Origin of the sequence: Inquilinus ginsengisoli (genome assembly GCF_031453975.1) — a bacterium.
Classification (GTDB): domain Bacteria; phylum Pseudomonadota; class Alphaproteobacteria; order DSM-16000; family Inquilinaceae; genus Inquilinus; species Inquilinus ginsengisoli_A.
The window spans coordinates 1-22,664 of the sequence record NZ_JAVDPW010000003.1 but is presented as its reverse complement, the minus strand read 5'-3'; the positions used below and the strand labels follow the sequence as shown (position 1 = coordinate 22,664).

Below are 22,664 nucleotides of genomic sequence, written 5' to 3'. Positions count from 1 at the left end.
CACGAGCCCCCTCCCCCTACCCCCCTCCCGCAGGGGGAGGGGGAGTGTGGGAAGAGAGAGGCCCCGCCATGACCGACGCCGTCCTCGCCGCCCCGCCGCCCGAAACCCGCATCGACCTCGCCCGGGAGTTCGCCGAGACCCAGATCGACGAGGTGCTGGAGCGGCTGGACCGCGAGCTGGTCGGGCTGGTGCCGGTGAAGACCCGGATCCGCGAGATCGCGGCGCTGCTGCTGGTGGAGAAGGTGCGCCGCCGCCTGGGCCTGGCCGCCGAGGCGCCGACCCTGCATATGAGCTTCACCGGCAACCCCGGCACCGGCAAGACCACCGTGGCCCTGCGGATGGCCGACATCCTGCACCGCCTCGGCTATGTCCGCCGCGGCCACCTGGTCTCGGTCACCCGCGACGACCTGGTCGGCCAGTACATCGGCCACACCGCGCCGAAGACCAAGGAGATCCTCAAAAGGGCGATGGGCGGGGTGCTGTTCATCGACGAGGCCTACTACCTCTACCGGCCGGAGAACGAGCGCGACTACGGCCAGGAGGCGATCGAGATCCTGCTGCAGGTGATGGAGAACCAGCGCGAGGATCTGGTGGTGATCGTCGCCGGCTATGGCGACCGGATGGAGACCTTCTTCACCAGCAACCCCGGCTTCCGCTCGCGCATCGCCCATCACGTCGAATTCCCCGACTTCAGCGAGGCCGAGCTGATCGCGATCGGCGAGGCCATGCTGGAACGGCAGAACTACCGCTTCAGCGCCGACGCCCTGGCCGCCTTCCGCGACTATGTCGCCCGCCGCATCCGCCTGCCCCACTTCGCCAACGGACGGTCGATCCGCAACGCGCTGGACCGCGCCCGGCTGCGCCAGGCCAACCGGCTGGTGCGCGACCGGAATGCGGCGCTGACGGTCGAGGATTTCATCACCCTGGCCGAGGCCGACATCCGCGCCAGCCGGGTGTTCGCCGCCGAGCCGCTCGGCGTGGAGGCCAAGCTGTGACCGCCCCCCTGGTGATCGCCCCGTCGATCCTGTCCGCCGATTTCGCCAAGCTGGGCGAGGAGGTCCGCGCCATCGTCGAGGCCGGCGCCGACTGGATCCACATCGACGTGATGGACGGGCATTTCGTGCCCAACCTGACCATCGGCCCGGATGTGGTGAAGGCGCTGCGGCGGCACAGCGACCGCGTCTTCGACGTGCATCTGATGATCGCGCCGGCCGCCCCCTATCTCGACGCCTTCGCCGCGGCCGGCGCCGACGTCATCACCGTGCATGCCGAGGCCGGGCCGCATCTCGACCGGTCGCTGCAGCACATCCGCGCCCTGGGCAAGCAGGCCGGCGTGGCCCTGTGCCCGGCGACGCATGAGGACGCCCTGGCCCATGTGCTGGACCGGGTCGACCTGATCCTGGTGATGACGGTCAATCCCGGCTTCGGCGGCCAGGCCTTCATCCCCGCCATGGCCGAGAAGATCCGCCGGGTCCGGGCCATGATCGGCGACCGGCCGATCCGGCTGGAGGTCGATGGCGGCGTCACGCCGGAAACGGCTGCGGTGGTGGCCGCGGCCGGGGCGGACACGCTGGTCGCCGGCTCCGCCGTGTTCCGCGGCGGTGCCTATGAGGCCAATATCGCCGCCATCCGCCGCGGCGCCGCGGGAGGGGCCAGCCGGCCCGCGGCGGCATGAACGCCGGGGCTCGCGCCGTGGTGTTCGACCTGGATGGCACCCTGGTCGACAGCGTCGCCGATGTCGCCGCCGCCCTGGCCACGGTGCTGCGCGAGGCCGGCATCCACCCGCTGTCCGAGGCCGAGGTGCGCGGCCTGATGGGTCATGGTGCGCCCGGGCTGCTGCGCGGGGCGCTGCGGCTGCGGTGCTGCGATTCGACCGAGGCGGCGTGGATGACGCGGCGCTTCCTCGACCGCTACGCCGCGGCGCCGGCGGTGCGCAGCACGGCCTATCCCGGCGCGGTCGAGGCGGTGGCGGCGCTGGCCGCCGCCGGGATCCCGGTCGGCATCTGCACCAACAAGACAGCCTGGACCGCGCGGGCGGTGCTGCGGGCGCTGGGCTTCGCGCCGCATGTCGGGGCCGTGGTCGGCGGCGACAGCGGCCACGGCATGAAGCCGGACCCGGCGCCGCTGCTGGCCTGCATCGCGGATCTGGGCGCCACGCCCGAGGACACGGTCTATCTCGGCGACCACCATGTCGACATCGCCACCGCGCGGGCCGCCGGTGTGCGGGTGCTGGCGGTGCCGTTCGGATACGGCGACGTCGCCATGCTGGAGCCCGACGGGATCCTCGCCGACTACACCGCGCTGCCGGGAATGCTCGGCCTGGCCGAGGCCGGATAGCGATGCGGCTGCAGGCGATCCTGTTCGATGTCGACGGCACGCTGGCCGAGACCGAAGATGCGCACCGGGGGGCGTTCAACACCGCCTTCCAGAGCGCCGGCCTGGACTGGCACTGGGATCGCGATCTCTATCGCGAGCTGCTGGTCGTCACCGGCGGCAAGGAGCGGATCGGCCACTACCTCTCCCGTCTGGCGGCCCCGCCGCCCTGCGATGTCGCGGCTCTGCACCGCGCCAAGACCGAGTGTTATACGGCGTTGGTGTCCAGCGGCGGCGTCAGGCTGCGCCCCGGCGTCATCCGCCTGCTGTCCGAGGCACGCCGGCAGGGTGTGCGCCTGGCCATCGCCACCACGACCACGCCGGCGAATGTGATGGCGCTGCTGGCGACAACGCTGGGTCCGGACGGAATGTCGCTGTTCGAGGTGATGGTGGCCGGCGACGCCGTGCCGCGCAAGAAGCCGGCCCCGGATGTCTATCGCGCGGTGCTGGAAGCGCTCGGCCTGCCCTCATCCGGCTGCATTGCGATCGAGGATTCCCGTGCCGGCGTCCTGTCGGCGCGCCGGGCCGGACTGCCGGTGCTGGCCACGCCGAGCCTCTACACCCGCGACGACGATCTGCGCCACGCCCTGGCGGTGCTGTCCGACCTGGGCGAGCCGGGCACGCCCTATCTCCATCTCGGCGGCGCGGGCGCCGGCGAGAGCGTGGTGACGGTCGAAGCTTTGGGACGATGGTCGACGGGGGCATGAGGAAGGTCGGGCTCGCTCTCGCCAACCCGACAGAGCCGCCCTACTTCCCGATCTCCTCCTGGATCGAGCGCGACAGGGCGAACATCCGGCGCTCCAGCACGAAGGGCTGGTCGCAGATCGCCGGCAGCAGCCGCTCGCGATCGTCGAACACCCGCTGGTCCCACGACAGCTGGAACTCCAGCTCCTGCCTCTGCTTCGCCACCGCCATGTCGGTCGAGGCCGGGTCGACGCCGTCCAGCGCCTGGGTGCTGGCCTCGATCCGCTGGGCCAGGGCCTCCTGCCGGCTGTTGAAGCGGCGGATGCCGCGGATGATGGTGCCGCGCTCGGTGTTGATGGTCTCGAACACCCCGGCGAACAGCTCGGTCAGCGCCGCCTTGCGGTCCCCCTCGAAGCCGATGGCGAAGCGGTGGATCTCGGCCGTGGCCTCGTCGACCGGGACGCGGCGCGGCGCCACCCGGTCGACCAGCGCGGCGATCACCGCGTCGTCGCGCCAGGCCGGGCCGCTGGCGGTGGGATCGTCGCCCGGCCACATCGCGCCGATCGACAGCTCGGGCTGCAGCACCTGGACGCAGGGCCAGTCATCCTTCGGCGGGGCGTCCTTCGGCGGGGTCGCAGCCGCATCCTGGGCCCAAGCGGGCGAGGCCGCCAAGGGCACCAGCAGCAGGAACAGGGGGAGAAGCCGACCGGTCATCATGGGCCTCCTTATCCGCCGCCGCCCGGGCCGCGGACGCGGGCGATCAGGCCGCGCGCCGGGTCATAGGCCAGGATCGCCCCGCCGAGGAAGACCACGGCGAAGCCGAGCACGAGCAGCAGCGACTGGGTGTCGAGCTGGCCGTAGAGCATGAAGCGGACCAGCTCCACGGCATAGGTGAAGGGGTTGAAGCCGCAGACGTCGCGCAGCAGCGGGCTCGCCTCCTCCACCTTCCACAAGGGGTAGAGGGCCGAGGAGGCGAAGAACATCGGGAAGATCACGAAGTTCATCACCCCGGCGAAGTTCTCGAGCTGGCGGATGGCCGAGGACAGCAGCAGGCCGAGCGCGCCCAGCATCAGCCCGGACAGCACCAGGGCGGGCAGCACGGTGACGTAGCCGAGCGGCGGCGGCTCGATGCCCCAGAACCGGGCGATCAGCAGGAAGACATAGACCTGCGGCAGCGACAGCAGCGTGCCGGCCAGCAGCCGCGCGGTCAGCAGGTACCAGCGCGGCATCGGGCTGGTCAGCAGCACCCGCATGCTGCCCATCTCGCGGTCGTAGACCATGGACAGCGAGCTCTGCATCCCGTTGAACAGCTGGATCATCGCGATCAGCCCGGGGACGATGTACTCGTCATAGAGGATGTAGGTCTCGTAGGGCGGGATGATCGACACGCCGAGCACCGAGCGGAAGCCGGCGGCGAAGATGAACAGCCAGACCAGCGGCCGCACCAGCGCCGAGATGAAGCGGGTGCGCTGGTGCACGAAGCGCAGCGCCTCGCGCCACAGGATGCCCAGCAGGCAGCGCCAGGCGCCGGCCAGGCTGACGGTGCCGAGGGAGTCCGGGGCCGCGCTCATGCCGCCTCCGTCAGCTGGCGGAAGGCGCCCTGCAGGCCGTCGGCGCCGAGGTCGGAGATGATGGCGGCGGCCGGGCCCTGCCGCAGGATGCGGCCGCGATGCAGGATGATGGTGGGGTCGCCGGCCTCGACCTCGTCGATCAGATGGGTGGCCCACAGCACGGTCAGGCCGCGGTCGCGCACCAGGCCGCGGACATCGGCCAGGATCGCGGCGCGGCTGCGGATGTCGAGCCCGACCGTGGCCTCGTCGCACAGCAGCAGCCGCGGCTCGTGCAGCAAAGCGCGGGCGATCTCGATCCGCCGCATCTCGCCGCCGGAAAAGCTGCGGATCTTGCGGTCGGCCTCCTTGGCCAGCCCGACGCGATCCAACTCGGCCGCGATGCGCTGCCGGGCGACGCGGCCCGGCATGCCGTGCAGCGCCGCGTGGTAGCGCAGGTTCTGCCGGGCGGACAGGTCGGGGTCGAGCGCCCGCTGCTGGAACACCACGCCCATCAGCGCCAGCGCCCGGCCGGGCTCGGCGCCGAGGTCGCGGCCGAACACCCGGATGGCGCCGGACTGGGCGCCGTACAGCCGGGTGACCAGCGAGAACAGCGTGGTCTTGCCGGCGCCGTTCTGGCCCAGCAGCACGGTGAACCGCCCCGCCGGCACGGCGATCTCGATCTCGGACAGGATCTCGCGCCCACCGATCCGATGCGACAGCCCGGCGACGGTGAGGGCGTCGGTTTCAGCTGTGGGCATGATCGAGGATCCGGCCCTGAAAAAACAGACCTCCCCCTCCCCTTGCGGGAGGGGGTAGGGGGAGGGGGTTGTCGATCGAAGAATGCCTTGCTGCCGAAGCAAAAGCGATCGAACGATTCAGCATCCAGAACCCGACGCCCGCTCCTGCGGCAACACCCCCTCCCCCTACCCCCTCCCGCAGGGGGAGGGGGAGGATCGAAGGATGGGCGGAAGGCATCGAGCCGTTCATCAATGAATCGCCACGCCCCAGGGCAGTTCGCCGACGGTGATCGACTTCACCACCTTGCGGTCGGCCACGTCGATCACCGAGATGTCGTTCGAGGCGCCGTTGACCGACACCACGTATTTCCCGTCCGGCGTGAAGTCGAGGTGCCAGACCCGCTGGCCGACCAGCAGGTAGTCCGTCACCTCGTAGGTCGCGGTGTCCACCACCGCCACCCGGTTGGCCGGGCCGAGCGCGACGAAGGCGGTCTTGCCGTCCCGGGTGATGGCGACGCCGACCGCCTGCACCGTCTCCTTGCGCACGCCCTGCACCGCGAAGCCGATCTTCTTCACCACCTTGCGGGTGGCGGTGTCGATCACGCTGACCGTGCCGCCGATCTCGGACGACACCCAGACCTGCTTGCCGTCGGGGGTGAACTCGGCGAAGCGCGGCCGGCTGTCGACCAGCACGTTGTCGGTCAGCTGCAGCGTCGTGGTGTCGATGAAATGCGCCATGTTGGTGGTCTCGGAGGTGCTGACCAGAATCTTGCCGTCCGGGCTGACGCCCATGCCTTCCGGCTCCACCCCCACCGGCACCTCGGATTCGACCACCTTGTTGGCGAGGTCGAGCACCGTGACCATGCTGTCGTCCTCATTGGCGACGTAGAGCCGCTTGTCGTCCGGCGACAGCACGAACAGCTCTGGATCCGCGCCGCTGGGCAGCGTGTCGATCACCTTCTGGGTCGCGGTGTCGATCACTTCGACATGGTCGCTGTCGCTGGTGCAGACGTAGAGGCGGGTGCCGTCCTTGCTGATGGTGATGCCGCGCGGCCGTTCGCCGACCGGGATCGTCCCCGTCACCTTCATCTGGTCGAGGTCGACCACGCTGACGGTGTTGCCCTTCTCGTTCGAGACATAGGCGGTGAAGGCCTGGGCTGGCCCGAAGGCCAGCACCGGCACCACGGCCACTGCCAAGAGCGCGAGCCTGTTCATGCAGCCTCCTAGGGATCGGGGTTCAGCCGGCACGCCGATTCCGGCTCGTCGTAGCCGAGCGTGTCGAGCGGCGTGCGCTGGTGCAGGAACCCGTCCTGCGGCGAGACCGAGACCAGCATCAGCGGCGACGCCAGCACAATCGGCTGGCGCAGCTGCTGGTCCCAGCGGCGAAAGGTCAGCGGCACGCCCTTGAAGGCGCCGAGCTGGAAGTCATCGGAGACGAGATAGGCGCGGATCGCGGCCGGATCGGCGGTGCCGGTGCGGGTCACCGCCTCGCCCACCGCGCGCACCGCCACCCAGGCGGCGTAGTCGCGCTCCAGCATCCAGCGTCCGGCGGCCTTCTGGAAGCGGCGCTGCAGCTGGGTGCCGCCCCATTGCTCCTGGCTGCGGTGCCAGGCGGTCGGCACCAGACCCTGGGTGCCGACGACCGGCCGCGCATCCCAGGTACGGTACGGCAGGTATTCGCCGAACACCTCGCTCTCGTCCGCCACCACCAGCACGTCGTAGTCGGGCAGGCGCTGGGTCAGCTGGGTCATCTGCCGCTGCACCTGCTGCTCGCCGGTGTCGGAGCGGCGGGACCCCGCCTGGAACTCGTAGCTGCGCTCCTCGACGATCTGGGCACCGTAACGCTTGGCCGACCGGCGGATGGCGTCGGCGAAGGCCTTGTCGCCGTCCTGCGTGCCGGACACCAGCACCCAGCGGGTCCAGCGCTTGAACGCGAGGTACTGGGCCAGCGCGTCGGCCTTCATCGCCCGGCTGGGCATGGTGTGGAACAGGTTGGTCCGGCAATCGGCGATGCGCAGCCGGTCGTCCTCGGCCCTCGCATTGAAGATCACCGCATCCTTCAGCTCGGGCTGGTCGGCCAGCTGCAGCAGCCGGTCGGCCGGCAGGTCGGCGACGATCAGGCGGATGCCCTTGCCGGCCATGGCCGACGCGGCGCCGGCGAGGTCCCCGCCGGCCGGGATGACGCTCTCGTCCAGCGCGTAGTCATGGCCGAGGAAGCGGCCGGTGGTCTGGTCGTCGACGATGGCCAGGCGGGCGCCGGCCACGCCCTTGTCCTTCGCCACCGGCTCGACCAGCGACAGCGGCTCGGGCTCCGGGATCGCCTCGCCGAGATAGCCGATGGTCACCGCCAGCTTGGCCGGCGCCTGCTGCGCCGCGGCCGGGAGGGCCAGCAGCGCGGCGGCGAGGCCGAGCGCCGGGAGCAGGCCACGGATCATGGCGTGCCGCCAGCCTCCTTCAGATAGGCGATGACGTTGAGCCGGTCCTCTTCCTTCGGCAGGCCGGGGAAGACCATCTTGGTGCCGGGGACCAGCGCCTTGGGGCCGGCCAGGTACTTGTCCAGCGTCGCCTGGTCCCAGGTCAGGTGCGCGTTCTTCATCGCGTCGGAATAGTTGAAGCCCTCGATCGAGCCGGAGGGGCGGCCGACCAGCCCGTGCAGCGACGGGCCGAGCTTGTTGGTGCCGGCGTCGAGCGAATGGCAGGCCTGGCAGCGGGTGAAGATCTGCTTGCCCTTGGCCGTATCCCCTGCGTCCTGGGCATGGGCCGGCAGGGCGAATGCGGCAGCGGCCGCGACCACGAGCGCCAATCCTCGCATCTCGGACATCCTTCCTCCTGGGCCGGCCGCGCCGGCGTTCCGCTTCGGCGTCGGCGGGGCCGGAGGCCCTTGCCGCACCTGCCCGCTCGGCGGCGGGATTGGCCCAGACTGTATGAACCGCCCCCGGTGCCGACAAGGCGAGAACAGCGAACTGAGACCAAAGTCCAATTCAGCGCCGGGATAAAAGCGCGGCCTGATGATCCGGGATTTGCGGGAGAATTCGGTTGCCGTTGTCTCGGCACGGGCCAGAACCGGATCGGCCGGAGGCGTTGAGCCGCCGGCAGGCCCTGGGCCGTGCCCTGGCACTGGGCCTGCTGGCCGCTGCGGCGGGGCCGGCGGAGGACCCACCGCTGCCGGTCGCCGAGGTCGCGCCCGGGATCTTCGTGTTCCATGGCGCGCATGAGGAGGCGACGGCCGGCAATCTCGGCGGCATCGCCAATCTCGGCTTCGTCGTCGGGGCGGAGGCGGTGGCGGTGATCGACACCGGCGGCAGCCTGGCCGAGGGCCGGCGCCTGCTGGCGGCGGTGCGGCGCCAGACCGACCTGCCGGTCCGCCATGTCATCGACACCCATTTCCACCCCGACCATGTGCTGGGCAACGCCGCCTTCGCCGGGCCGGGCACCACCATTATCGGCCACGCCAATCTGCCGCGCGGCCTGGGCGCCCGGGCCGACAGCTATCTGCAGGGCCTGAAGGACGCCCTGGGCGACGCCGCCGCCGGCACCGAAATCGTGCCCCCGACGCTGCTGGTGCGCGACCGGCTGACGCTGGACCTCGGCGGCCGCCCCCTGGCGCTGAGGGCCTGGCCGCCGGCGCACACCGATGCCGACCTGACCGTCCTGGACACCGCCACCGGCACGCTGTTCGCCGGCGACCTGGTGTTCCTGCAGCGGGTCCCGGCGATCGACGGATCGCTGCACGGCTGGCTGGACGCCATCGCCGGGCTGCGCCGCGAGGCCGGGATCCGGCAGGTGGTGCCCGGCCACGGCCCGGTGACCGCCGATTGGCCGGGTGCGCTGGACGACGAGGAGCGCTATCTTGGCGTGATCCTGAGCGAGACCCGGGCGGCGCTGGCCGCCGGGCGCAGCCTCGACCAGGCGGTCGCGACGGTCGGCCGCTCCGAACGCAGCCGCTGGCGGCTGTTCGACGACTACAACGACCGCAACGTCGCCACCGCCTACACCGAACTGGAATGGGAATAGGGGAGGAGACCATGCTGAAGCACGCCGCGGCCCTGGCCCTGATCGCGCTGGCCACGCTGGGCACGGGGGCCGCCCGGGCGGCCCCCGTTCAATCCGATGGGGACGACCCCTGGCCCGACCTGAAGACCGCGATCTTCGGCGACAAGGCGATCGCCGACGGCTCGGCCTTCATGGCGGTCGAGGCCCCTTCCCGCGCCTATGACGCCGCGATCGTGCCGGTGACCATCCGCTTCGACCCCGCGCACATGCCGGCCGGGAAGGTCACCGCGATCACCCTGGTGGTCGACAAGAACCCGGCCCCGGTCGCCGCCGTGTTCCACCTCAAGGACGGGCTGGCCGACCCGACCATCGGCACCCGGGTGCGGGTGAACGAATACACCAACATCCACGCCGTGGCCGAAACCGCCGATGGCGGGCTGTTCATCGCCGCCGCCTTCGTCAAGGCGGCCGGCGGCTGTTCCGCCCCCGCCACCAAGTCGCCCGACGAGGCCGAGGCCCATCTCGGCGAGATGCGGACGAAGAACCTGGACGCGGCGCAGATCGGCGCGCCGAGCCGGGTCGAGCTGCTGATCCGCCACCCGAACTATTCGGGCATGCAGATGGACCAGATCAAGCGCACCTATGTGCCGGCCAAGTTCATCGAGACCATCGACGTACGTTACGGCGACACCGAGCTGATGCAGGTCGAAGGCAACATCTCGCTGAGCGAGAACCCGATGATCGAGTTCAGCTTCACCCCGCCGGCGGCGGGGCGGCTGACCGCGACCGCCAAGGATTCGGACGGGCTGGTGTTCAGCGGCGCCTGGTCGGTGCCTGCGGCGATGTGAGCCGGGATGGGTTGCTCAGAAACACCTGAAGTCGGCTTCGATCTGCGCCAGCCGCAGGGTGTCGACCATGGCCTTCAGCGACGTCATCTCGCGGAAGATGCCGGCCTGGTCGCCGGTCGCGAACTGCATGCGCAGCACGGTCTCGGCCTTCTCGTAGTCGCGGTACGGCAGGATCGAGGATACCGCGTCGATGCTGCAGGAGCAGCGCTGCAGCATGTCCTGGGTCTCGCCGTTGCTGGCCATGCAGCCGATCACATAGTCGGCCACCACCGGCGTCGGGTAGTCATTGGCCCGCGCCGGATCGGGCACGGCAAGGAACAGGACAGCCGGGGCGAGAAGCGAAAAGGCCGCGCAGCCCTTCATGGCGAAGGCTCCGAAGTCGCGTCGGGTGGCCAGCAGACCAAAGGGGCGCGGACCGGTCAATCGCTCCCAAAGTACAAGCCGCGATGACCGGCGCGGTCCCGGCGGCGCTGGTCATCGGGCTGCTCGCCGCCGTGCACGGCTACACCGGCTATGAGGTGCCGGCCGACCCGCCGGTGGTGACGCTGGTGCCGCATGCGGCGCTGGAGGCGATGGCCTGCACCCATCCCTGCGCCGTGCTGGGCTTCGCCGAGGCCGACGGCACCCTCGCGCTGGACGACAGCCTGCGCATCGGCGGCGATGCTGCCGACACCAGCATCCTGGTGCATGAGCTGACCCATTTCCTGCAGCGCGCCGCGGCGCACGGCGCGCCGGCAGCGGATTGCGCCGCCTGGCTGGAGCGCGAGCGCGAGGCCTATGACGTGCAGTACCGCTGGCTGCGCGACACCGCGCCGACGATCCGGGAGCTCTCGATCCGCCTGGCCCGTCTCGGCTCCCATCCGCTGATCCCGCCCTGCCGGCCGGGCGAGCCGCCGCGGCTGGAGACCTCGGACATGGCTCCAAAGTAGTATTCCCCTGAACCGCGGAAGGCGCATGATGCCCTTGATGCGCCGCGCCCCGGACCCAACATCCCGGTCGGGGCGTTATCCCCAGGCAGACGATACCAACGGAGGATCCCCATGAAGCGTTGGAAGACACCCAAGCTCCGCGAAATCGCCGTGGGCTGCGAGATCAACGCCTACGCCTGCGCGAAGGTCTAATCCCACCCTCCGCCGTGCGTCGGATCCGGCGAGGCTGCCGAAAGCGGGGTTGAGACCATGCGCATCGTCGTCCTCGGTTCCGCCGCCGGCGGAGGTTTCCCCCAATGGAACTGCAACGCGCCCACCAGCCACGGGGTGCGCACCGGCAGCCTGCGCGCCAAGAAGCGCACCCAGGCGTCCCTCGCCGTCAGCGCCGACGGCGAGCGTTGGCTGTTGGTCAACGCCTCGCCCGATTTCCGCCAGCAGGTCGGCGACACCCCGGCGCTGTGGCCGCGGGGCGGGCTGCGGCATTCCCCGATCGAGGCGGTGATCCTGACCAGCGGCGAGATCGACCATGTCGCCGGGCTGCTGTCGATGCGCGAATCCCAGCCCTTCGCCCTGTGGGCCGCCCCGCCGGTGCTGGCCGCCCTGGCCGCCAACCCGATCTTCGACGCCCTGAACCCGCGCCATGTCGAACGCCACGGCGTCACCTCCGCCGACCCCTTCCCGATCGCCGGCCCCGGCGGCGCGCTGGGCCTGACCGTCACCGCCTTCCCGGTGCCCGGCAAGGTGCCGCTGTACCTGGAGGGCCAGGCCGGCAGCAACCTGGCCGGCGCGGCGGACGAGACCATGGGGCTGGAGATCGCCTGCGGCCCCGCCCGCTTCCACTACATCCCCGGCTGCGCCGCGATGACCCCGGCCCTGCGCGCCCGGCTGCGCCAGTCGCCCCTGGTGTTCTTCGACGGCACGCTGTGGCGGGACGACGAGCTGATCACCACCGGCGTCGGCACCAAGACCGGGCAGCGCATGGGCCATATGAGCATCGACGGGCCGGACGGCACCGTGGCCGCTTTCGCCGATCTCGGCGTGCGGCGCAAGGTCCTGGTCCATGTCAACACCACGAATCCGGTGCTGGACGAAGACTCGCCCGAACGCGCCGCCCTGACCGCGTCCGGCTGGGAGGTGGCGGAGGATGGCATGGAGATCGCGCTATGAAGACCCTGCGATAATGGACTCCGTGATGACCGAGCCCGCGATGACGGAACCGATGAGCCCCGACCAGCTGGAGGCGGCGCTGCGCGCGATCGGGCGCGAGCGCTACCACGACCGCCACCCGTTCCACGGCCTGCTGCACGGCGGCAAGCTGGACCGCGGCCAGGTCCAGGCCTGGGCCCTGAACCGGTTCTACTACCAGAGCCGGATCCCGCTGAAGGACGCCGCCCTGATCTCGCGCACCGAGGACCCGGCGCTGCGCCGGGAATGGCGCCGGCGGATCGAGGACCATGACGGCGACCATGAGGGCGACGGCGGCATCGCCCGCTGGCTGCATCTGACCGACGCGCTGGGCCTCGACCGCGCCGCGGTCAGCGACGGTCGCGGCATCCTGCCGGCGACCCGCTTCGCCGTGGACGCCTATGTCCGCTTCGTGCGCGAAAAGACGCTGCTGGAGGCGATCGCCTCGTCGCTGACCGAACTGTTCGCCCCGGCCATCATCGGCAACCGCGTCGCCGGCATGCTGGCCCATTACGACTTCGTGTCGCCCGAGGCCCTGTCCTATTTCGACAAGCGGCTGACCCAGGCGCCGCGCGATTCGGATTTCGCCCTCGACTATGTCAGGCGCGAGGCGCGGCGGCCGGACCAGCAGCAGGACGTGATGGCCGCCCTGACCTTCAAATGCGACGTGCTGTGGGCCCAGCTGGACGCGCTGCACCACGCCTATGTCGCGCCCGGCCACATCCCGCCCGGCGCCTTCGTGCCCGAGGGGCGGGGATGAGCGCCGCGGCCGAGCCCGCCGCCCCCGCCATCCGGCCGCGGCTGGCCCGCGGCTGCCGGATGCGCTGGGACGAGGCGCGGCAGAGCTGGATCGTGCTGGCGCCGGAGCGGGTGATCCTGCTGGACGAGATCGCCCATGAGATCGTGCGGCGCTGCGACGGCGCCAGCACCATCGCCGAGATCACGGCCGACCTGGCCAAGACCTTCGAGGCTGAGCCGGGCGAGGTCGCGGCCGATGTCGACCGGCTGATCGCCGACCTCCTGGCCAAGCGGATCATGGCGCCATGACCCATATCGCCCCCACCGGCATCCCCCCTCGGCCGGAACCGCCGCTGGCGGCCCTGCTCGAGCTGACCCACCGCTGCCCGCTGCAATGCCCCTACTGCTCGAACCCGCTGGAGATGGAGCAGGCGCGCGACGAGCTGTCGACCGCGGAGTGGCTGCGGGTGATGCGCGAGGCGGCGGCCCTGGGCATCCTGCAGATCCACTTCTCCGGCGGCGAGCCGACCATCCGCCGCGACCTGGCGGAGTTGGTGCGCGGCGCCCGCGACGCCGGCCTCTACACCAACCTGATCACCTCGGGCGTCGCGATCGACCGCGACCGCTTCATGGGCCTGGTCGAGGCCGGGCTGGACCATGCCCAGCTGAGCATCCAGGACACCGACCCGGCCTCGGCCGAGCGCATCGGCCACTATCCCGGGGCCCAGCCGAAGAAGCTGGCCTTCGCCGGCTGGGTGGCGGAGGCGGGCCTGCCGCTGACCCTGAACGCCGTGGTCCACCGGCAGAACCTCGACCGGCTGGACGCCATGATCGACCTGGCGGTCGAGATCGGCGCCGCCCGGCTGGAGGTCGCCCATGTCCAGTACTATGGCTGGGCCCTGAAGAACCGCGACGCGCTGATGCCGAGCCGGGAGCAGCTGGACCGCGCCAGCGCCGTGGTGGCGGCGGCGCGGGACCGGCTGCACGGCCGGCTGGTGATCGACTACGTCGTGCCGGACTACTATGCGCAGCGGCCCAAGGCCTGCATGGGCGGCTGGGGCCGGCAGTTCCTGAACATCACCCCGACCGGCAGGGTGCTGCCCTGCCACGCCGCCGAGACCATCCCCGGCCTCGGCTTCGAATCGGTGCGCGACCGCCCGCTGGCCGAGATCTGGGCCGCGTCCGACGCCTTCCAGCGCTTCCGCGGCACCGCCTGGATGCCCGAGCCGTGCCGCGGCTGCCCGCAGGCCGAGATCGACTGGGGCGGCTGCCGCTGCCAGGCCATGGCGCTGACCGGCCGGGCCGATGCGACCGACCCGGCCTGCGCCCTGTCGCCCTTCCACGACGCCATGCTTGATCTCGCCGAGTCTGCCGCGCACCGCCCGGCGCCGCCCGATTTCGTCTATCGGCGCCTGCGGGCCGCGGCCGCGCCGGCGGCGGCCCCGCGGGGATGATTGCGGCGGCGGGTCCGTTGCCGTCGCAGTATTCAACAAGACCTCCGGCGAGCAGGACTGTTGGTCGATTTTGCAGCGCACAATCCCGCCAAGACGGCCGTTCCATTGCGGCGGCGCGCTATCCCGACGATTCCCGCCCGGGGAATTTCTCTCCAGTTCCCAGCAATACTCGATTGTTCGACTTTGGTATAAGAGCAGATACATTTTCGCAGTCGCGAAATATTGGCTTCATACCAAAGAACAATGCCCTTTTATGCGTTTGGCGATTGACTGAAATTTACGAATTTCCGCAAACTGATGGTGGTCGTATTCCAAATGAAGCATCGGCAGGCCCGGAGACGAGGCCATGACGACCGGGCCCGATGACGTGAACGACCGTCGAGGCGGATCCCAGGCATGCCGCTGGCATTGCCGCGGATCCCGCATCGCGATCAATGGGAGGATAATGAATGCCCAGATTGCTGCGCACTTCCGGGTCCGCCTTGGCGCTTGTGTTCGCGCTGGCAGCCCTGCCGACGGTTGCGTCGGCCAATGACGAACTGCTGACGCTGCAGAAGGATCCGAACCAGTGGACCCAGCCGGCGGGCAACTACGCCAACACCCGCTACAGCGCGCTGAAGCAGATCACCACCGCGAATGTGAAGAACCTGCAGGTCGCCTGGTCGTTCTCGACCGGCGTGCTGCGCGGCCATGAGGGCGGGCCGCTGGTGATCGGCGACACCATGTACATCCACGCGCCGTTCCCCAACACGGTCTATGCCCTGGATCTCGCCAACAGCGGCAAGATCCTGTGGAAGTACGAGCCGAAGCAGGATCCGAACGTCATCCCGGTGATGTGCTGCGACACGGTCAACCGCGGCGTCGCCTACGGTGACGGCATGATCTTCCTGCACCAGGCCGACACCACGGTGGTGGCGCTGGACGCCAAGACCGGCAAGGTGGTGTGGAGCGTCAAGGACGGCGACGCCACCAAGGGCGAGACCGGCACCTCGGCGCCGCTGGTGGTCAAGGACAAGGTGCTGATCGGCAATTCCGGCGGCGAGTTCGGCGTCCGCGGCCATCTGACGGCCTACGACATCAAGACCGGCAAGCAGGTCTGGCGCGCCTCGTCGATGGGCCCCGATGCCGACACGCTGATGGACCCGGTCAAGACGACCGAGCTCGGCAAGCCGGTGGGCAAGGATTCCGGCACCTCGACCTGGCAGGGCGACCAGTGGAAGATCGGCGGCGGCACCACCTGGGGGTGGACCTCCTACGATCCAGAAACCAACCTGATCTACTACGGCTCGGGCAACCCCAGCACCTGGAACCCGGTGCAGCGCCCCGGCGACAACAAATGGTCGATGACCATCTTCGCCCGCGACGCCGACACCGGCATGGCGAAGTGGGTCTACCAGATGACGCCCCATGACGAGTGGGACTATGACGGCGTCAACGAGATGATCCTGGTCGACAAGAAGTTCGACGGGAAGGACCGCAAGGTTCTGGTCCATTTCGACCGCAACGGCTTCGGCTACACGCTGGACCGCGTCACCGGCGAGCTGCTGGTGGCCGAGAAGTACGATCCGGCGGTCAACTGGGCCAGCAAGGTCGACCTCAAGACCGGCCTGCCGGTGCGCGACAAGAAGTTCTCGACCGAGGCCAATGGCGAGGACACCAACTCGCAGGGCATCTGCCCGGCGGCGCTGGGGTCGAAGGACCAGCAGCCGGCGGCCTATTCGCCGGAGACCGGCCTGTTCTACGTGCCGACCAACCATGTCTGCATGGATTACGAGCCGTACAAGGTGGCCTACACCGCCGGCCAGCCCTATGTCGGCGCGACCCTGAGCATGTATCCGGCCCCGGGCGGCGACCATCTCGGCAACTTCATCGCCTGGGACGCCGAGAAGGGCAAGATCGAGTGGTCGATCCCGGAGCCGTTCTCGGTGTGGAGCGGGGCCCTGGCCACGGCCGGCGGCGTCGTCTTCTACGGCACGCTGGAAGGCTATCTGAAGGCGGTTGACGCCAAGACCGGCAAGGAGCTGTACCGGTTCAAGACCCCTTCGGGGATCATCGGCAACATCAACACCTTCACCAGCAAGGGCAAGCAGTACGTCGCGGTGCTCTCCGGCGTCGGCGGCTGGGCCGGCATCGGCATGGCGGCAGGGTTGACCAACCCGCAGGAAGGTCTGGGCGCCGTCGGTGCCTACCAGTCCCTGTCGCAGTACACCCAGCTGGGCGGAACCCTGAACGTCTTCGCCCTTCCCGACTGAAGCCTCCCTGTGCCTGAAGGCGGGCTTCGGCCCGCCTTCTTTTTCTTCGCGACCCGACCAGACCATCCGAGAGGATCGAGGATGCCCTTCCGTCCCTTCCTGCTTTGCGCCGCCGTCATGGCCGGCAGCCTGATCGCGATCGGCGGCTTCACCGCCGCGGCCTTCGCCCAGGACAGCAGCGCCACGCCGGCGGCACAGCCTGCGGCCCCGGCGGCGGCCCCCGCCCCGGCGGCGACCGCACCGGCAGCGGAGGAGGAGAAGCCCTACAAGATCGCCGCGGACGGCACGGTCGACTGGGCGGTCTACAACGGATTCCGCCGCTACAACGGCATCTGCTACGTCTGCCACGGGCCGGACGGCGAGGGCAGCAGCTTCGCCCCGGCCCTGATCGACTCCCTCAAGACGCTCAGCTTCGACCAGTTCCTCGACACCGTGGTCAACGGCAAGGAGACGGTGAACACGGCGAACGACAAGAAGATGCCGTCGCTGGGGGCCGACCCCAACGTGATGTGCTACATCAACGACATCTACGCCTATCTCAAGGCCCGGTCCGACGGCGCCGTCGGGCGCGGCCGGCCGGCCAAGTTCGAGAAGAAGTCCGCAGATTATGCCGCGGCTGAAAACGCCTGCATGGGGACGCCCGGCTAGGGCGCCCGGCATGCCCCCCCTCCTCCGGCGCATCGCGGCGCTCGGCCTCCTGGCCGGCGCCGCGATGGTGTGTGTGCCCCCCGCCCCGTCGCGCGCCGAACCGCCGCGGCCGGAGGCGATCGACCGGTCGGCGCTGCGGGTCTGTTCCGACCCCGCCAACCCGCCCTTCTCCAACGACAAGGGCGAGGGCTTCGAGAACAAGATCGCCGAGCTCCTGGCCGCCAAGCTGGGCGTGCCGGTACGCTACACCTGGTTCCCGAACTCGACCGGCTTCCTGCGCATGACGTTGCGCGCCCGGCGCTGCGACCTGGTGATGGGCATCGTCGTCGGCGCCGAGATGGTGCAGAACACCAACCCCTATTACCGCTCCGGCTATGTCCTGGTGACGCGGCGGGCCGACGGACTGGCCGATCTGACCGGCCTGGCCGACCCGCGGCTGCAGACGCTGCATCTCGGCATCACCGCCGGCACGCCGCCGGCCAACCTGGCGGCGCGCAACGGGCTGATGGTGCAGGCGCGGCCCTATCCGCTGTTCGTCGACAGCCGCTACGACGCGCCGGGCAAGCAGATGATCGAGGACCTGGCCGCGAAGCAGATCGACGTCGCGGTGCTGTGGGGGCCGATTGCCGGCTACTTCGCCAAGCAGCATGGCGACGACATGGTGGTGACGCCGCTGGTGAACGAGCCCAAGGACACCAAGCTGGACTTCTACATCACCATGGGCGTGCGCCCGGGCGAGAACGACTGGAAGAACCAGATCAACCAGCTGCTGCGCGAGAACAAGGCCGCAATCGACGCGATCCTGAGGGATTACGGCGTGCCGCTGCTGGACGCTCACGGCCAGCCCGTTCCATGACCCGCCTTCTCCGCCTCGCCGTTCTCGCCCTGGCGCTGGCCGCCGGCCCGGCGCTGGGCCAGACGGCGGAGCCGGACGGCTACCGCATGGAGGACTACCGCGCCCCGGTGCCGGCGACACTGCACGGCGCGACGGTGGTCGACGCCGCTGCGTTGGAACAGTTGATCCGCACCGGCCCGGTGCTGCTGATCGACGTGCTGCCGCAGCCGCCACGGCCGGACAAGCTGCCGCCCGAGACGCTGTGGCACCCGCCGGTGCGCCGTGACATCCCCGGCAGCGTGTGGCTGGCCAACACCGGCTTCGGCGCCCTGTCGGCGGAGATGGAGGCCTATTTCCGCGACAGCTTGGCAGCGCTGACCCTGGGCGACCACGCCCGGCCGCTGGTGTTCTATTGCGAGGCGAATTGCTGGATGTCCTGGAACGCCGCCCGGCGCGCGGTGGCCGAGGGCTACACCGCCGTCCACTGGTTCCCCGGCGGCATGCAGGACTGGACCGCCGGCAACCGCCCGACCCTGCCGAACGTCCCGCTGCCGGTGAAGTGACCGTCAGGGGTCTTCAGCTTGCAGCGCGGCCTCGACATCCTGTCCGCCATAGAAGACGCCGAGGATGGTCACACTGACGTCCTCGACCGTGAAGGCGATGGTCACCCGGCGCCGGAATCCGATGAGACGCAGACCCGGCCGGATGCCGTCGCGACGCTGTCCCCGATGGGGAAAGGTCTCAAGGCCGTCGCAATAGTCAGCGATCGCGTCGACATAGCCGGCCGCCCGATCCGGTCCTGTATCTTCCGCGATGTATAGATACAGCGCCTCCAGCTGGTCGACGGCCTGTGCCGAATAGAGGACGCGGAATCGTTTCACGGGCGCTTCGTCGACCGGTCACGCAACTGGGCCAACCGCTCGCGAACCTGCTCGCCGTCGATAAGGCTCGACGGATTCGCCTTGGCTTCGTCATAGGCGGCCGCGACCTCGGTACGCAGCCATTTCTCGAGGGCCTGATCACGGGCCTGAAGCGCACGAAGCCCGTCGCGGATCACCTCGCTCTCGCTGGCATATTCGCCCGACGACACCTTGGCCCGGACCATGTCCGCCATCTCGTTCGGCAAGGTAACGCTGAACTGCTGGGTGGTGCGCAACGACAGCCTCCATCCTATTCAATAGGATGGAACACTATCACAGATCCGGCCAGGGTGCAGTCAGGCGCGATCCGCCGCCTCGTCTTCCTCCACCGCCAGCCCAGGGTCGAAGTGCAGCAGGGCCGTCACGATGGCGTCGATCCGCGGATCGTCCGGGTCGCGCGGATGCGGCAGGTCGATCCGGCGCTGCAGCGACACCCGGCCGGCGCCGGCGGCCAGCACCACCACCCGGTCGGCCAGGGCCACCGCCTCGTGCAGGTCGTGGGTCACCAGCAGCACGGTCGGCCGGTGCCGACGCCAATGGTCGGCCAGCAGCGCCCGCATCCGCCCGGCCATGGCGTGGTCGAGCGACACCAGCGGCTCGTCCAGCAGCAGCAGGTCGGGGTCGACCAGCAGCGCCCGGGCCAGGGCGGCGCGGCGCTGCATGCCGCCGGAGAGCTGGCCGGGATAGGCGGCCTCGCTGCCCGCCAGCTCGACCGCCGCCAGCAGTTGCCGGGCCCGCGGCTCCGCCGCGCGGTCGGCGACCAGCAGCAGGTTGTCGAGCAGGCTGAGCCAGGGCACCAGCCGCGGTTCCTGGAACACCGCGGCGCGGCGCAGCGGCGGCCCGTCCGGCCAGTCGATCCGGCCCTGGTGTCCCGTGTCGAGCCCGGCCAGGATGCGCAGCAGCGTGGTCTTGCCACGGCCCGAAGGCCCGACCAGGGCGACGAACTCCCCGCCTGCAATCGCCAGGTCGACGCCATCCAGCACGTCGCGCCGGGCCGGGGTGGTGAAGTGCCGGCGGATGCCGTGCAGCGCGACGCCGATCACGGCGCCCGCCAGCGGCCGGCGGCGCGGTCCAGCGGCTTCAGGATGCAGGCCTCGATCGCCAGGATCACGGCAATAAACACCAGCGTGTAGGCCAGGATCCCGGCAATGTCGAAGAAGTTGAAGAAGCTGCGGATCTGGAATCCGACGCCGTTCGGCCGGCCCAGCAGCTCGACCACCAGCACGATCTTCCAGGTCAAGGCGAGGCCGGAGCGGGCGGCCGCCATCAGGCTGGGCGCCAGCTGCGGCAGCACGATCCGCCGCAGCACCCGGCCGCGCGGGATGGCGAAGAGCTGCGCCATCTCCAGCAGCGACCGGTCCAGCGTCCGCGCGCCTTCGCGCGTGATCGCCACCACCAGCGGCGCCTTGTTGACCGCGACCGCGACCACCGCCGCCGCCTCGTTCAGCCCGAACCAGATGTAGCAGAGCACGATGGTCACCAGCGCCGGCATGTTCAGCGCGATCACCAGCCAGCCGTCGAACAGCTCGTCCAGCACCCGGCTGCGGCCGAGGACGAAGCCGACGACGCTGCCGATCAGCATGGCGGCGGCGAAGGCGACCGCGACTCGCGCCAGGGTGATGGCGACGTCGCGCAGCAGGTCGCCGTCGACCAGGTGCTGCCAGGCCGCGGCGGCGACCGCCGCGGGCGGCGGCAGTGCCGGGCTGCCAGCCAGCATCGCCGCGACCTGCCACAGAGCGGCCAGGATCGCCAGCGACAGCAGCCAGCGCCAGCGCCGCCCGACGGGGGTCGCCAGGGCGGCCGGCACCGCGTCAGCGACCATAGCCCGGCCAGAAGGTGCCGGCCGGCAGTGCCGCCAGTCCGCCGACCGCCGCCGGGGTGATCCCGGCCATCAGGCGCAGCGCGGCCCCGGCCGCGGCCTCGTCCGCCGGGCCGGCGCCGGACGGGATGCCGGCGCGGTAGCCGTCGCGCAGGGCGGCGAACACCGCCTCGTCCTCGGCCTTCATCTCCGGCCGCAGCCGCTGCCACACCGCATCATCCGTCTTCATCACCGCCTTGGCGGCGAAGGAGGCGTCGAGGAAGCCGCGCGCCAGGTCGGAATTCTGCGCCGCCCAGCTGTCGCGGAACACCCAGCCGAGCAGCGGCGGCGGGCGGTCGAGGCCAAGTTCCGGCAGGATGCGGGCGATCTCGACCACCGGCTGGAAGCCCTTCGCCGCCAGCCGGGCGTTGAACTGCCAGAAGTTGAGCACGGCATCGAGGTCGCCACGCAACGCCAGCTGGTTCAACAGCGGCGGGGCGGCGAAATTGACCGTGGCGGCGCGCGGCAGGTCGATACCGGCGACCTTGCGGGCATAGGCCTGGATCAGCACCCAGCTCTTGTCGTCGGCGCCGCCGGCGACCCCGAGCCGCTTGCCCGGCAAATGGTGGATGGTGCGGATGCCGGTCTTCGGATCGGCCATCAGCGCGCCGACCGTCAGCGACCAGGGCACGAAGGTGTAGTCGCGCCCGGCGTCGCGCTGCCGTGCCACCCAGATCCAGTCGGTGACGATGGCGTCGACCTCGCCGGCCTGGAACGCGATCGCCGTGGCGTCCTGGTCGGCCAGCACCAGCGGGTCGAGCACGAAGCCGTGCCCGCGGTCCAGCCCGTCGCGGATCACCGCGATCTCCCAGTTCACCGTGCCGAACTGCAGCGTGCCGACCCGGACCCGTGGCAGGTCCTGGGCATGGGCCAGCCCGGCCGCGGAAGCGGCCAGGGCGGCGCCCCCGATCATGAGGCCGCGGCGACCGATCACGGGCGTCATGGTGATCCTTCTACCGAGCGCACCTCGGCAGGGTCATCAGAACTCGACCACGGTGCGGATCGACTTGCCCTCATGCATCAGGTCGAAGCCTTCGTTGATGCGTTCGAGCGGCAGCTTGTGGGTGATCATCGCGTCGATCTCGATCTTGCCCGACATGTACCAGTCGACGATCTTCGGCACGTCGGTGCGGCCCCGGGCCCCGCCGAAGGCCGAGCCCTTCCACACCCGCCCGGTCACCAGCTGGAACGGCCGCGTCGAAATCTCCTGCCCCGCCCCGGCCACGCCGATCACGATGCTCTGGCCCCAGCCGCGGTGGGACGCTTCCAGTGCCGCCCGCATCACCTTGGTGTTGCCGGTGCAGTCGAAGGTGTAGTCCGCGCCGCCGATCTGGTCCGCCCCACGCTTGGTCAGGTTCACCAGATACGGCACCAGGTCGCCCTCGACCTCGCTCGGGTTCACGAAATGGGTCATGCCGAAGCGCTCGCCCCATTCCTTCTTCGAGTTGTTGAGGTCGACGCCGATGATCATGTCGGCCCCGGCCAGCCGCAGGCCCTGGATCACGTTCAGCCCGATGCCGCCGAGCCCGAACACGATCGCGGTCGCGCCCTCTTCGACCTTCGCCGTGTTGATCACCGCGCCGATGCCGGTGGTCACGCCGCAGCCGATGTAGCAGATCTTGTCGAAGGGCGCGTCCGGGTTGACCTTGGCCAGCGCGAT

General features: G+C 70.2%; 29 protein-coding genes. 16 read left to right on the top strand and 13 right to left on the bottom strand.

The window, feature by feature from the left end:
* Positions 1-68 precede the first annotated feature (68 nt).
* From cbbX to E9232_RS07815, 4 genes are read left to right on the top strand one after another with little or no spacing between them, the layout of a single operon-like run.
* Positions 69-995 carry a CbbX protein gene (gene cbbX, locus E9232_RS07830; protein WP_309793199.1) on the top strand — a complete coding sequence of 309 codons (927 nt, stop codon included), beginning with the start codon at positions 69-71 and terminating at the stop codon, positions 993-995.
* Positions 992-1,675, top strand: coding sequence for a ribulose-phosphate 3-epimerase (gene rpe / locus E9232_RS07825; RefSeq protein ID WP_309793197.1), 684 nt, complete (start codon positions 992-994; stop codon positions 1,673-1,675). Before cbbX ends, rpe begins: the two co-directional genes overlap by 4 nt.
* The gene (locus E9232_RS07820; RefSeq protein ID WP_309793196.1) at positions 1,672-2,337 is read left to right on the top strand and encodes an HAD-IA family hydrolase; all 666 of its coding nucleotides are present in this window, start codon (positions 1,672-1,674) and stop codon (positions 2,335-2,337) included. Before rpe ends, E9232_RS07820 begins: the two co-directional genes overlap by 4 nt.
* A 2-nt stretch (positions 2,338-2,339) precedes the next feature.
* Positions 2,340-3,080 carry an HAD family hydrolase gene (locus E9232_RS07815; RefSeq protein WP_309793195.1) on the top strand — a complete coding sequence of 247 codons (741 nt, stop codon included), beginning with the start codon at positions 2,340-2,342 and terminating at the stop codon, positions 3,078-3,080.
* 40 nt (positions 3,081-3,120) lie between these two features.
* Here E9232_RS07815 and E9232_RS07810 read toward each other — a convergent pair whose 3' ends face one another.
* From E9232_RS07810 to E9232_RS07785, 6 genes are all read right to left on the bottom strand, one after another.
* Positions 3,121-3,771 carry a hypothetical protein gene (locus E9232_RS07810; protein WP_309793193.1) on the bottom strand — a complete coding sequence of 217 codons (651 nt, stop codon included), beginning with the start codon at positions 3,769-3,771 and terminating at the stop codon, positions 3,121-3,123.
* Positions 3,772-3,782: 11 nt separating this feature from the next.
* Positions 3,783-4,628 carry a lanthanide ABC transporter permease protein PedC gene (gene pedC / locus E9232_RS07805; RefSeq protein WP_309793192.1) on the bottom strand — a complete coding sequence of 282 codons (846 nt, stop codon included), beginning with the start codon at positions 4,626-4,628 and terminating at the stop codon, positions 3,783-3,785.
* Positions 4,625-5,365: a lanthanide ABC transporter ATP-binding protein PedB/LutE gene (gene pedB, locus E9232_RS07800; RefSeq protein WP_309793191.1), complete on the bottom strand. Its 741-nt coding sequence runs from the start codon at positions 5,363-5,365 to the stop codon at positions 4,625-4,627. The genes pedC and pedB overlap by 4 nt, the downstream gene beginning before the upstream one ends.
* Before the next feature lie 228 nt (positions 5,366-5,593).
* On the bottom strand, positions 5,594-6,559 hold the full coding sequence (locus tag E9232_RS07795; protein ID WP_309793190.1) for a PQQ-dependent catabolism-associated beta-propeller protein: 966 nt from the start codon (positions 6,557-6,559) through the stop codon (positions 5,594-5,596).
* A gap of 8 nt (positions 6,560-6,567) precedes the next feature.
* Positions 6,568-7,779 carry a lanthanide ABC transporter ABC transporter substrate-binding protein PedA1 gene (pedA1, locus tag E9232_RS07790; RefSeq protein WP_309793188.1) on the bottom strand — a complete coding sequence of 404 codons (1,212 nt, stop codon included), beginning with the start codon at positions 7,777-7,779 and terminating at the stop codon, positions 6,568-6,570.
* On the bottom strand, positions 7,776-8,165 hold the full coding sequence (locus E9232_RS07785; protein WP_309793186.1) for a c-type cytochrome: 390 nt from the start codon (positions 8,163-8,165) through the stop codon (positions 7,776-7,778). The genes pedA1 and E9232_RS07785 overlap by 4 nt, the downstream gene beginning before the upstream one ends.
* 260 nt (positions 8,166-8,425) lie before the next feature.
* Between E9232_RS07785 and E9232_RS07780 the strand changes: the two genes are divergently transcribed.
* A complete protein-coding gene (locus E9232_RS07780; protein ID WP_309793185.1) occupies positions 8,426-9,358 on the top strand; it encodes a quinoprotein relay system zinc metallohydrolase 2 in 933 nt (310 codons plus the stop codon).
* A gap of 11 nt (positions 9,359-9,369) precedes the next feature.
* A complete protein-coding gene (locus tag E9232_RS07775; RefSeq protein WP_309793183.1) occupies positions 9,370-10,185 on the top strand; it encodes a quinoprotein dehydrogenase-associated SoxYZ-like carrier in 816 nt (271 codons plus the stop codon).
* A gap of 15 nt (positions 10,186-10,200) precedes the next feature.
* Here E9232_RS07775 and E9232_RS07770 read toward each other — a convergent pair whose 3' ends face one another.
* Positions 10,201-10,548 carry a hypothetical protein gene (locus tag E9232_RS07770; RefSeq protein WP_309793181.1) on the bottom strand — a complete coding sequence of 116 codons (348 nt, stop codon included), beginning with the start codon at positions 10,546-10,548 and terminating at the stop codon, positions 10,201-10,203.
* Positions 10,549-10,631: 83 nt separating this feature from the next.
* Here E9232_RS07770 and E9232_RS07765 point away from each other — a divergent pair, with 83 nt between their 5' ends.
* The 10 genes from E9232_RS07765 (at position 10,632) to E9232_RS07725 (ending at position 18,789) form a co-directional block, all read left to right on the top strand.
* Positions 10,632-11,114 (top strand): hypothetical protein, encoded by a 483-nt coding sequence (locus E9232_RS07765; protein WP_309793180.1) that lies wholly within the window; start codon positions 10,632-10,634, stop codon positions 11,112-11,114.
* Between the two features lie 111 nt (positions 11,115-11,225).
* Positions 11,226-11,306, top strand: a complete 81-nt coding sequence (gene pqqA / locus E9232_RS35805; RefSeq protein ID WP_374710610.1) for a pyrroloquinoline quinone precursor peptide PqqA — start codon at positions 11,226-11,228, stop codon at positions 11,304-11,306.
* Positions 11,307-11,363: 57 nt separating this feature from the next.
* Positions 11,364-12,281, top strand: a complete 918-nt coding sequence (gene pqqB / locus E9232_RS07760) for a pyrroloquinoline quinone biosynthesis protein PqqB (RefSeq protein WP_309793179.1) — start codon at positions 11,364-11,366, stop codon at positions 12,279-12,281.
* A 25-nt stretch (positions 12,282-12,306) separates the two neighbouring features.
* Positions 12,307-13,059 carry a pyrroloquinoline-quinone synthase PqqC gene (pqqC, locus tag E9232_RS07755; RefSeq protein WP_441722401.1) on the top strand — a complete coding sequence of 251 codons (753 nt, stop codon included), beginning with the start codon at positions 12,307-12,309 and terminating at the stop codon, positions 13,057-13,059.
* Positions 13,056-13,346, top strand: a complete 291-nt coding sequence (gene pqqD / locus E9232_RS07750; protein WP_309793178.1) for a pyrroloquinoline quinone biosynthesis peptide chaperone PqqD — start codon at positions 13,056-13,058, stop codon at positions 13,344-13,346. Before pqqC ends, pqqD begins: the two co-directional genes overlap by 4 nt.
* Positions 13,343-14,491: a pyrroloquinoline quinone biosynthesis protein PqqE gene (gene pqqE, locus E9232_RS07745; protein WP_309793176.1), complete on the top strand. Its 1,149-nt coding sequence runs from the start codon at positions 13,343-13,345 to the stop codon at positions 14,489-14,491. The genes pqqD and pqqE overlap by 4 nt, the downstream gene beginning before the upstream one ends.
* A 449-nt stretch (positions 14,492-14,940) precedes the next feature.
* Positions 14,941-16,743 carry a methanol/ethanol family PQQ-dependent dehydrogenase gene (locus tag E9232_RS07740; protein WP_309793175.1) on the top strand — a complete coding sequence of 601 codons (1,803 nt, stop codon included), beginning with the start codon at positions 14,941-14,943 and terminating at the stop codon, positions 16,741-16,743.
* An 81-nt stretch (positions 16,744-16,824) separates the two neighbouring features.
* The gene (locus E9232_RS07735) at positions 16,825-17,391 is read left to right on the top strand and encodes a c-type cytochrome, methanol metabolism-related (RefSeq protein ID WP_309793174.1); all 567 of its coding nucleotides are present in this window, start codon (positions 16,825-16,827) and stop codon (positions 17,389-17,391) included.
* 10 nt (positions 17,392-17,401) lie between these two features.
* Positions 17,402-18,247, top strand: coding sequence for a substrate-binding domain-containing protein (locus E9232_RS07730; RefSeq protein WP_309793173.1), 846 nt, complete (start codon positions 17,402-17,404; stop codon positions 18,245-18,247).
* Complete coding sequence (locus tag E9232_RS07725; RefSeq protein ID WP_309793172.1) at positions 18,244-18,789, top strand: PQQ-dependent catabolism-associated CXXCW motif protein; 546 nt, start codon at positions 18,244-18,246, stop codon at positions 18,787-18,789. The genes E9232_RS07730 and E9232_RS07725 overlap by 4 nt, the downstream gene beginning before the upstream one ends.
* Before the next feature lie 3 nt (positions 18,790-18,792).
* Here the strand turns inward: E9232_RS07725 and E9232_RS07720 are convergent, their stop codons facing one another.
* The 6 genes from E9232_RS07720 to E9232_RS07695 all read right to left on the bottom strand — a co-directional run.
* Positions 18,793-19,107, bottom strand: a complete 315-nt coding sequence (locus E9232_RS07720; RefSeq protein WP_309793170.1) for a type II toxin-antitoxin system RelE/ParE family toxin — start codon at positions 19,105-19,107, stop codon at positions 18,793-18,795.
* Positions 19,104-19,382 (bottom strand): type II toxin-antitoxin system ParD family antitoxin, encoded by a 279-nt coding sequence (locus E9232_RS07715; RefSeq protein WP_309793169.1) that lies wholly within the window; start codon positions 19,380-19,382, stop codon positions 19,104-19,106. Before E9232_RS07715 ends, E9232_RS07720 begins: the two co-directional genes overlap by 4 nt.
* 60 nt (positions 19,383-19,442) lie before the next feature.
* Positions 19,443-20,189 carry an ABC transporter ATP-binding protein gene (locus E9232_RS07710; protein ID WP_309793168.1) on the bottom strand — a complete coding sequence of 249 codons (747 nt, stop codon included), beginning with the start codon at positions 20,187-20,189 and terminating at the stop codon, positions 19,443-19,445.
* Entirely contained in the window at positions 20,186-20,968 is a 783-nt protein-coding gene (locus E9232_RS07705; protein WP_309793167.1) for an ABC transporter permease, read from the bottom strand. The genes E9232_RS07710 and E9232_RS07705 overlap by 4 nt, the downstream gene beginning before the upstream one ends.
* A complete protein-coding gene (locus E9232_RS07700) occupies positions 20,958-21,947 on the bottom strand; it encodes an ABC transporter substrate-binding protein (RefSeq protein ID WP_309793166.1) in 990 nt (329 codons plus the stop codon). Before E9232_RS07700 ends, E9232_RS07705 begins: the two co-directional genes overlap by 11 nt.
* A gap of 36 nt (positions 21,948-21,983) precedes the next feature.
* A partial coding sequence (locus tag E9232_RS07695) for a zinc-binding dehydrogenase (RefSeq protein ID WP_309793165.1) occupies positions 21,984-22,664 on the bottom strand: 681 nt, incomplete at its 5' end.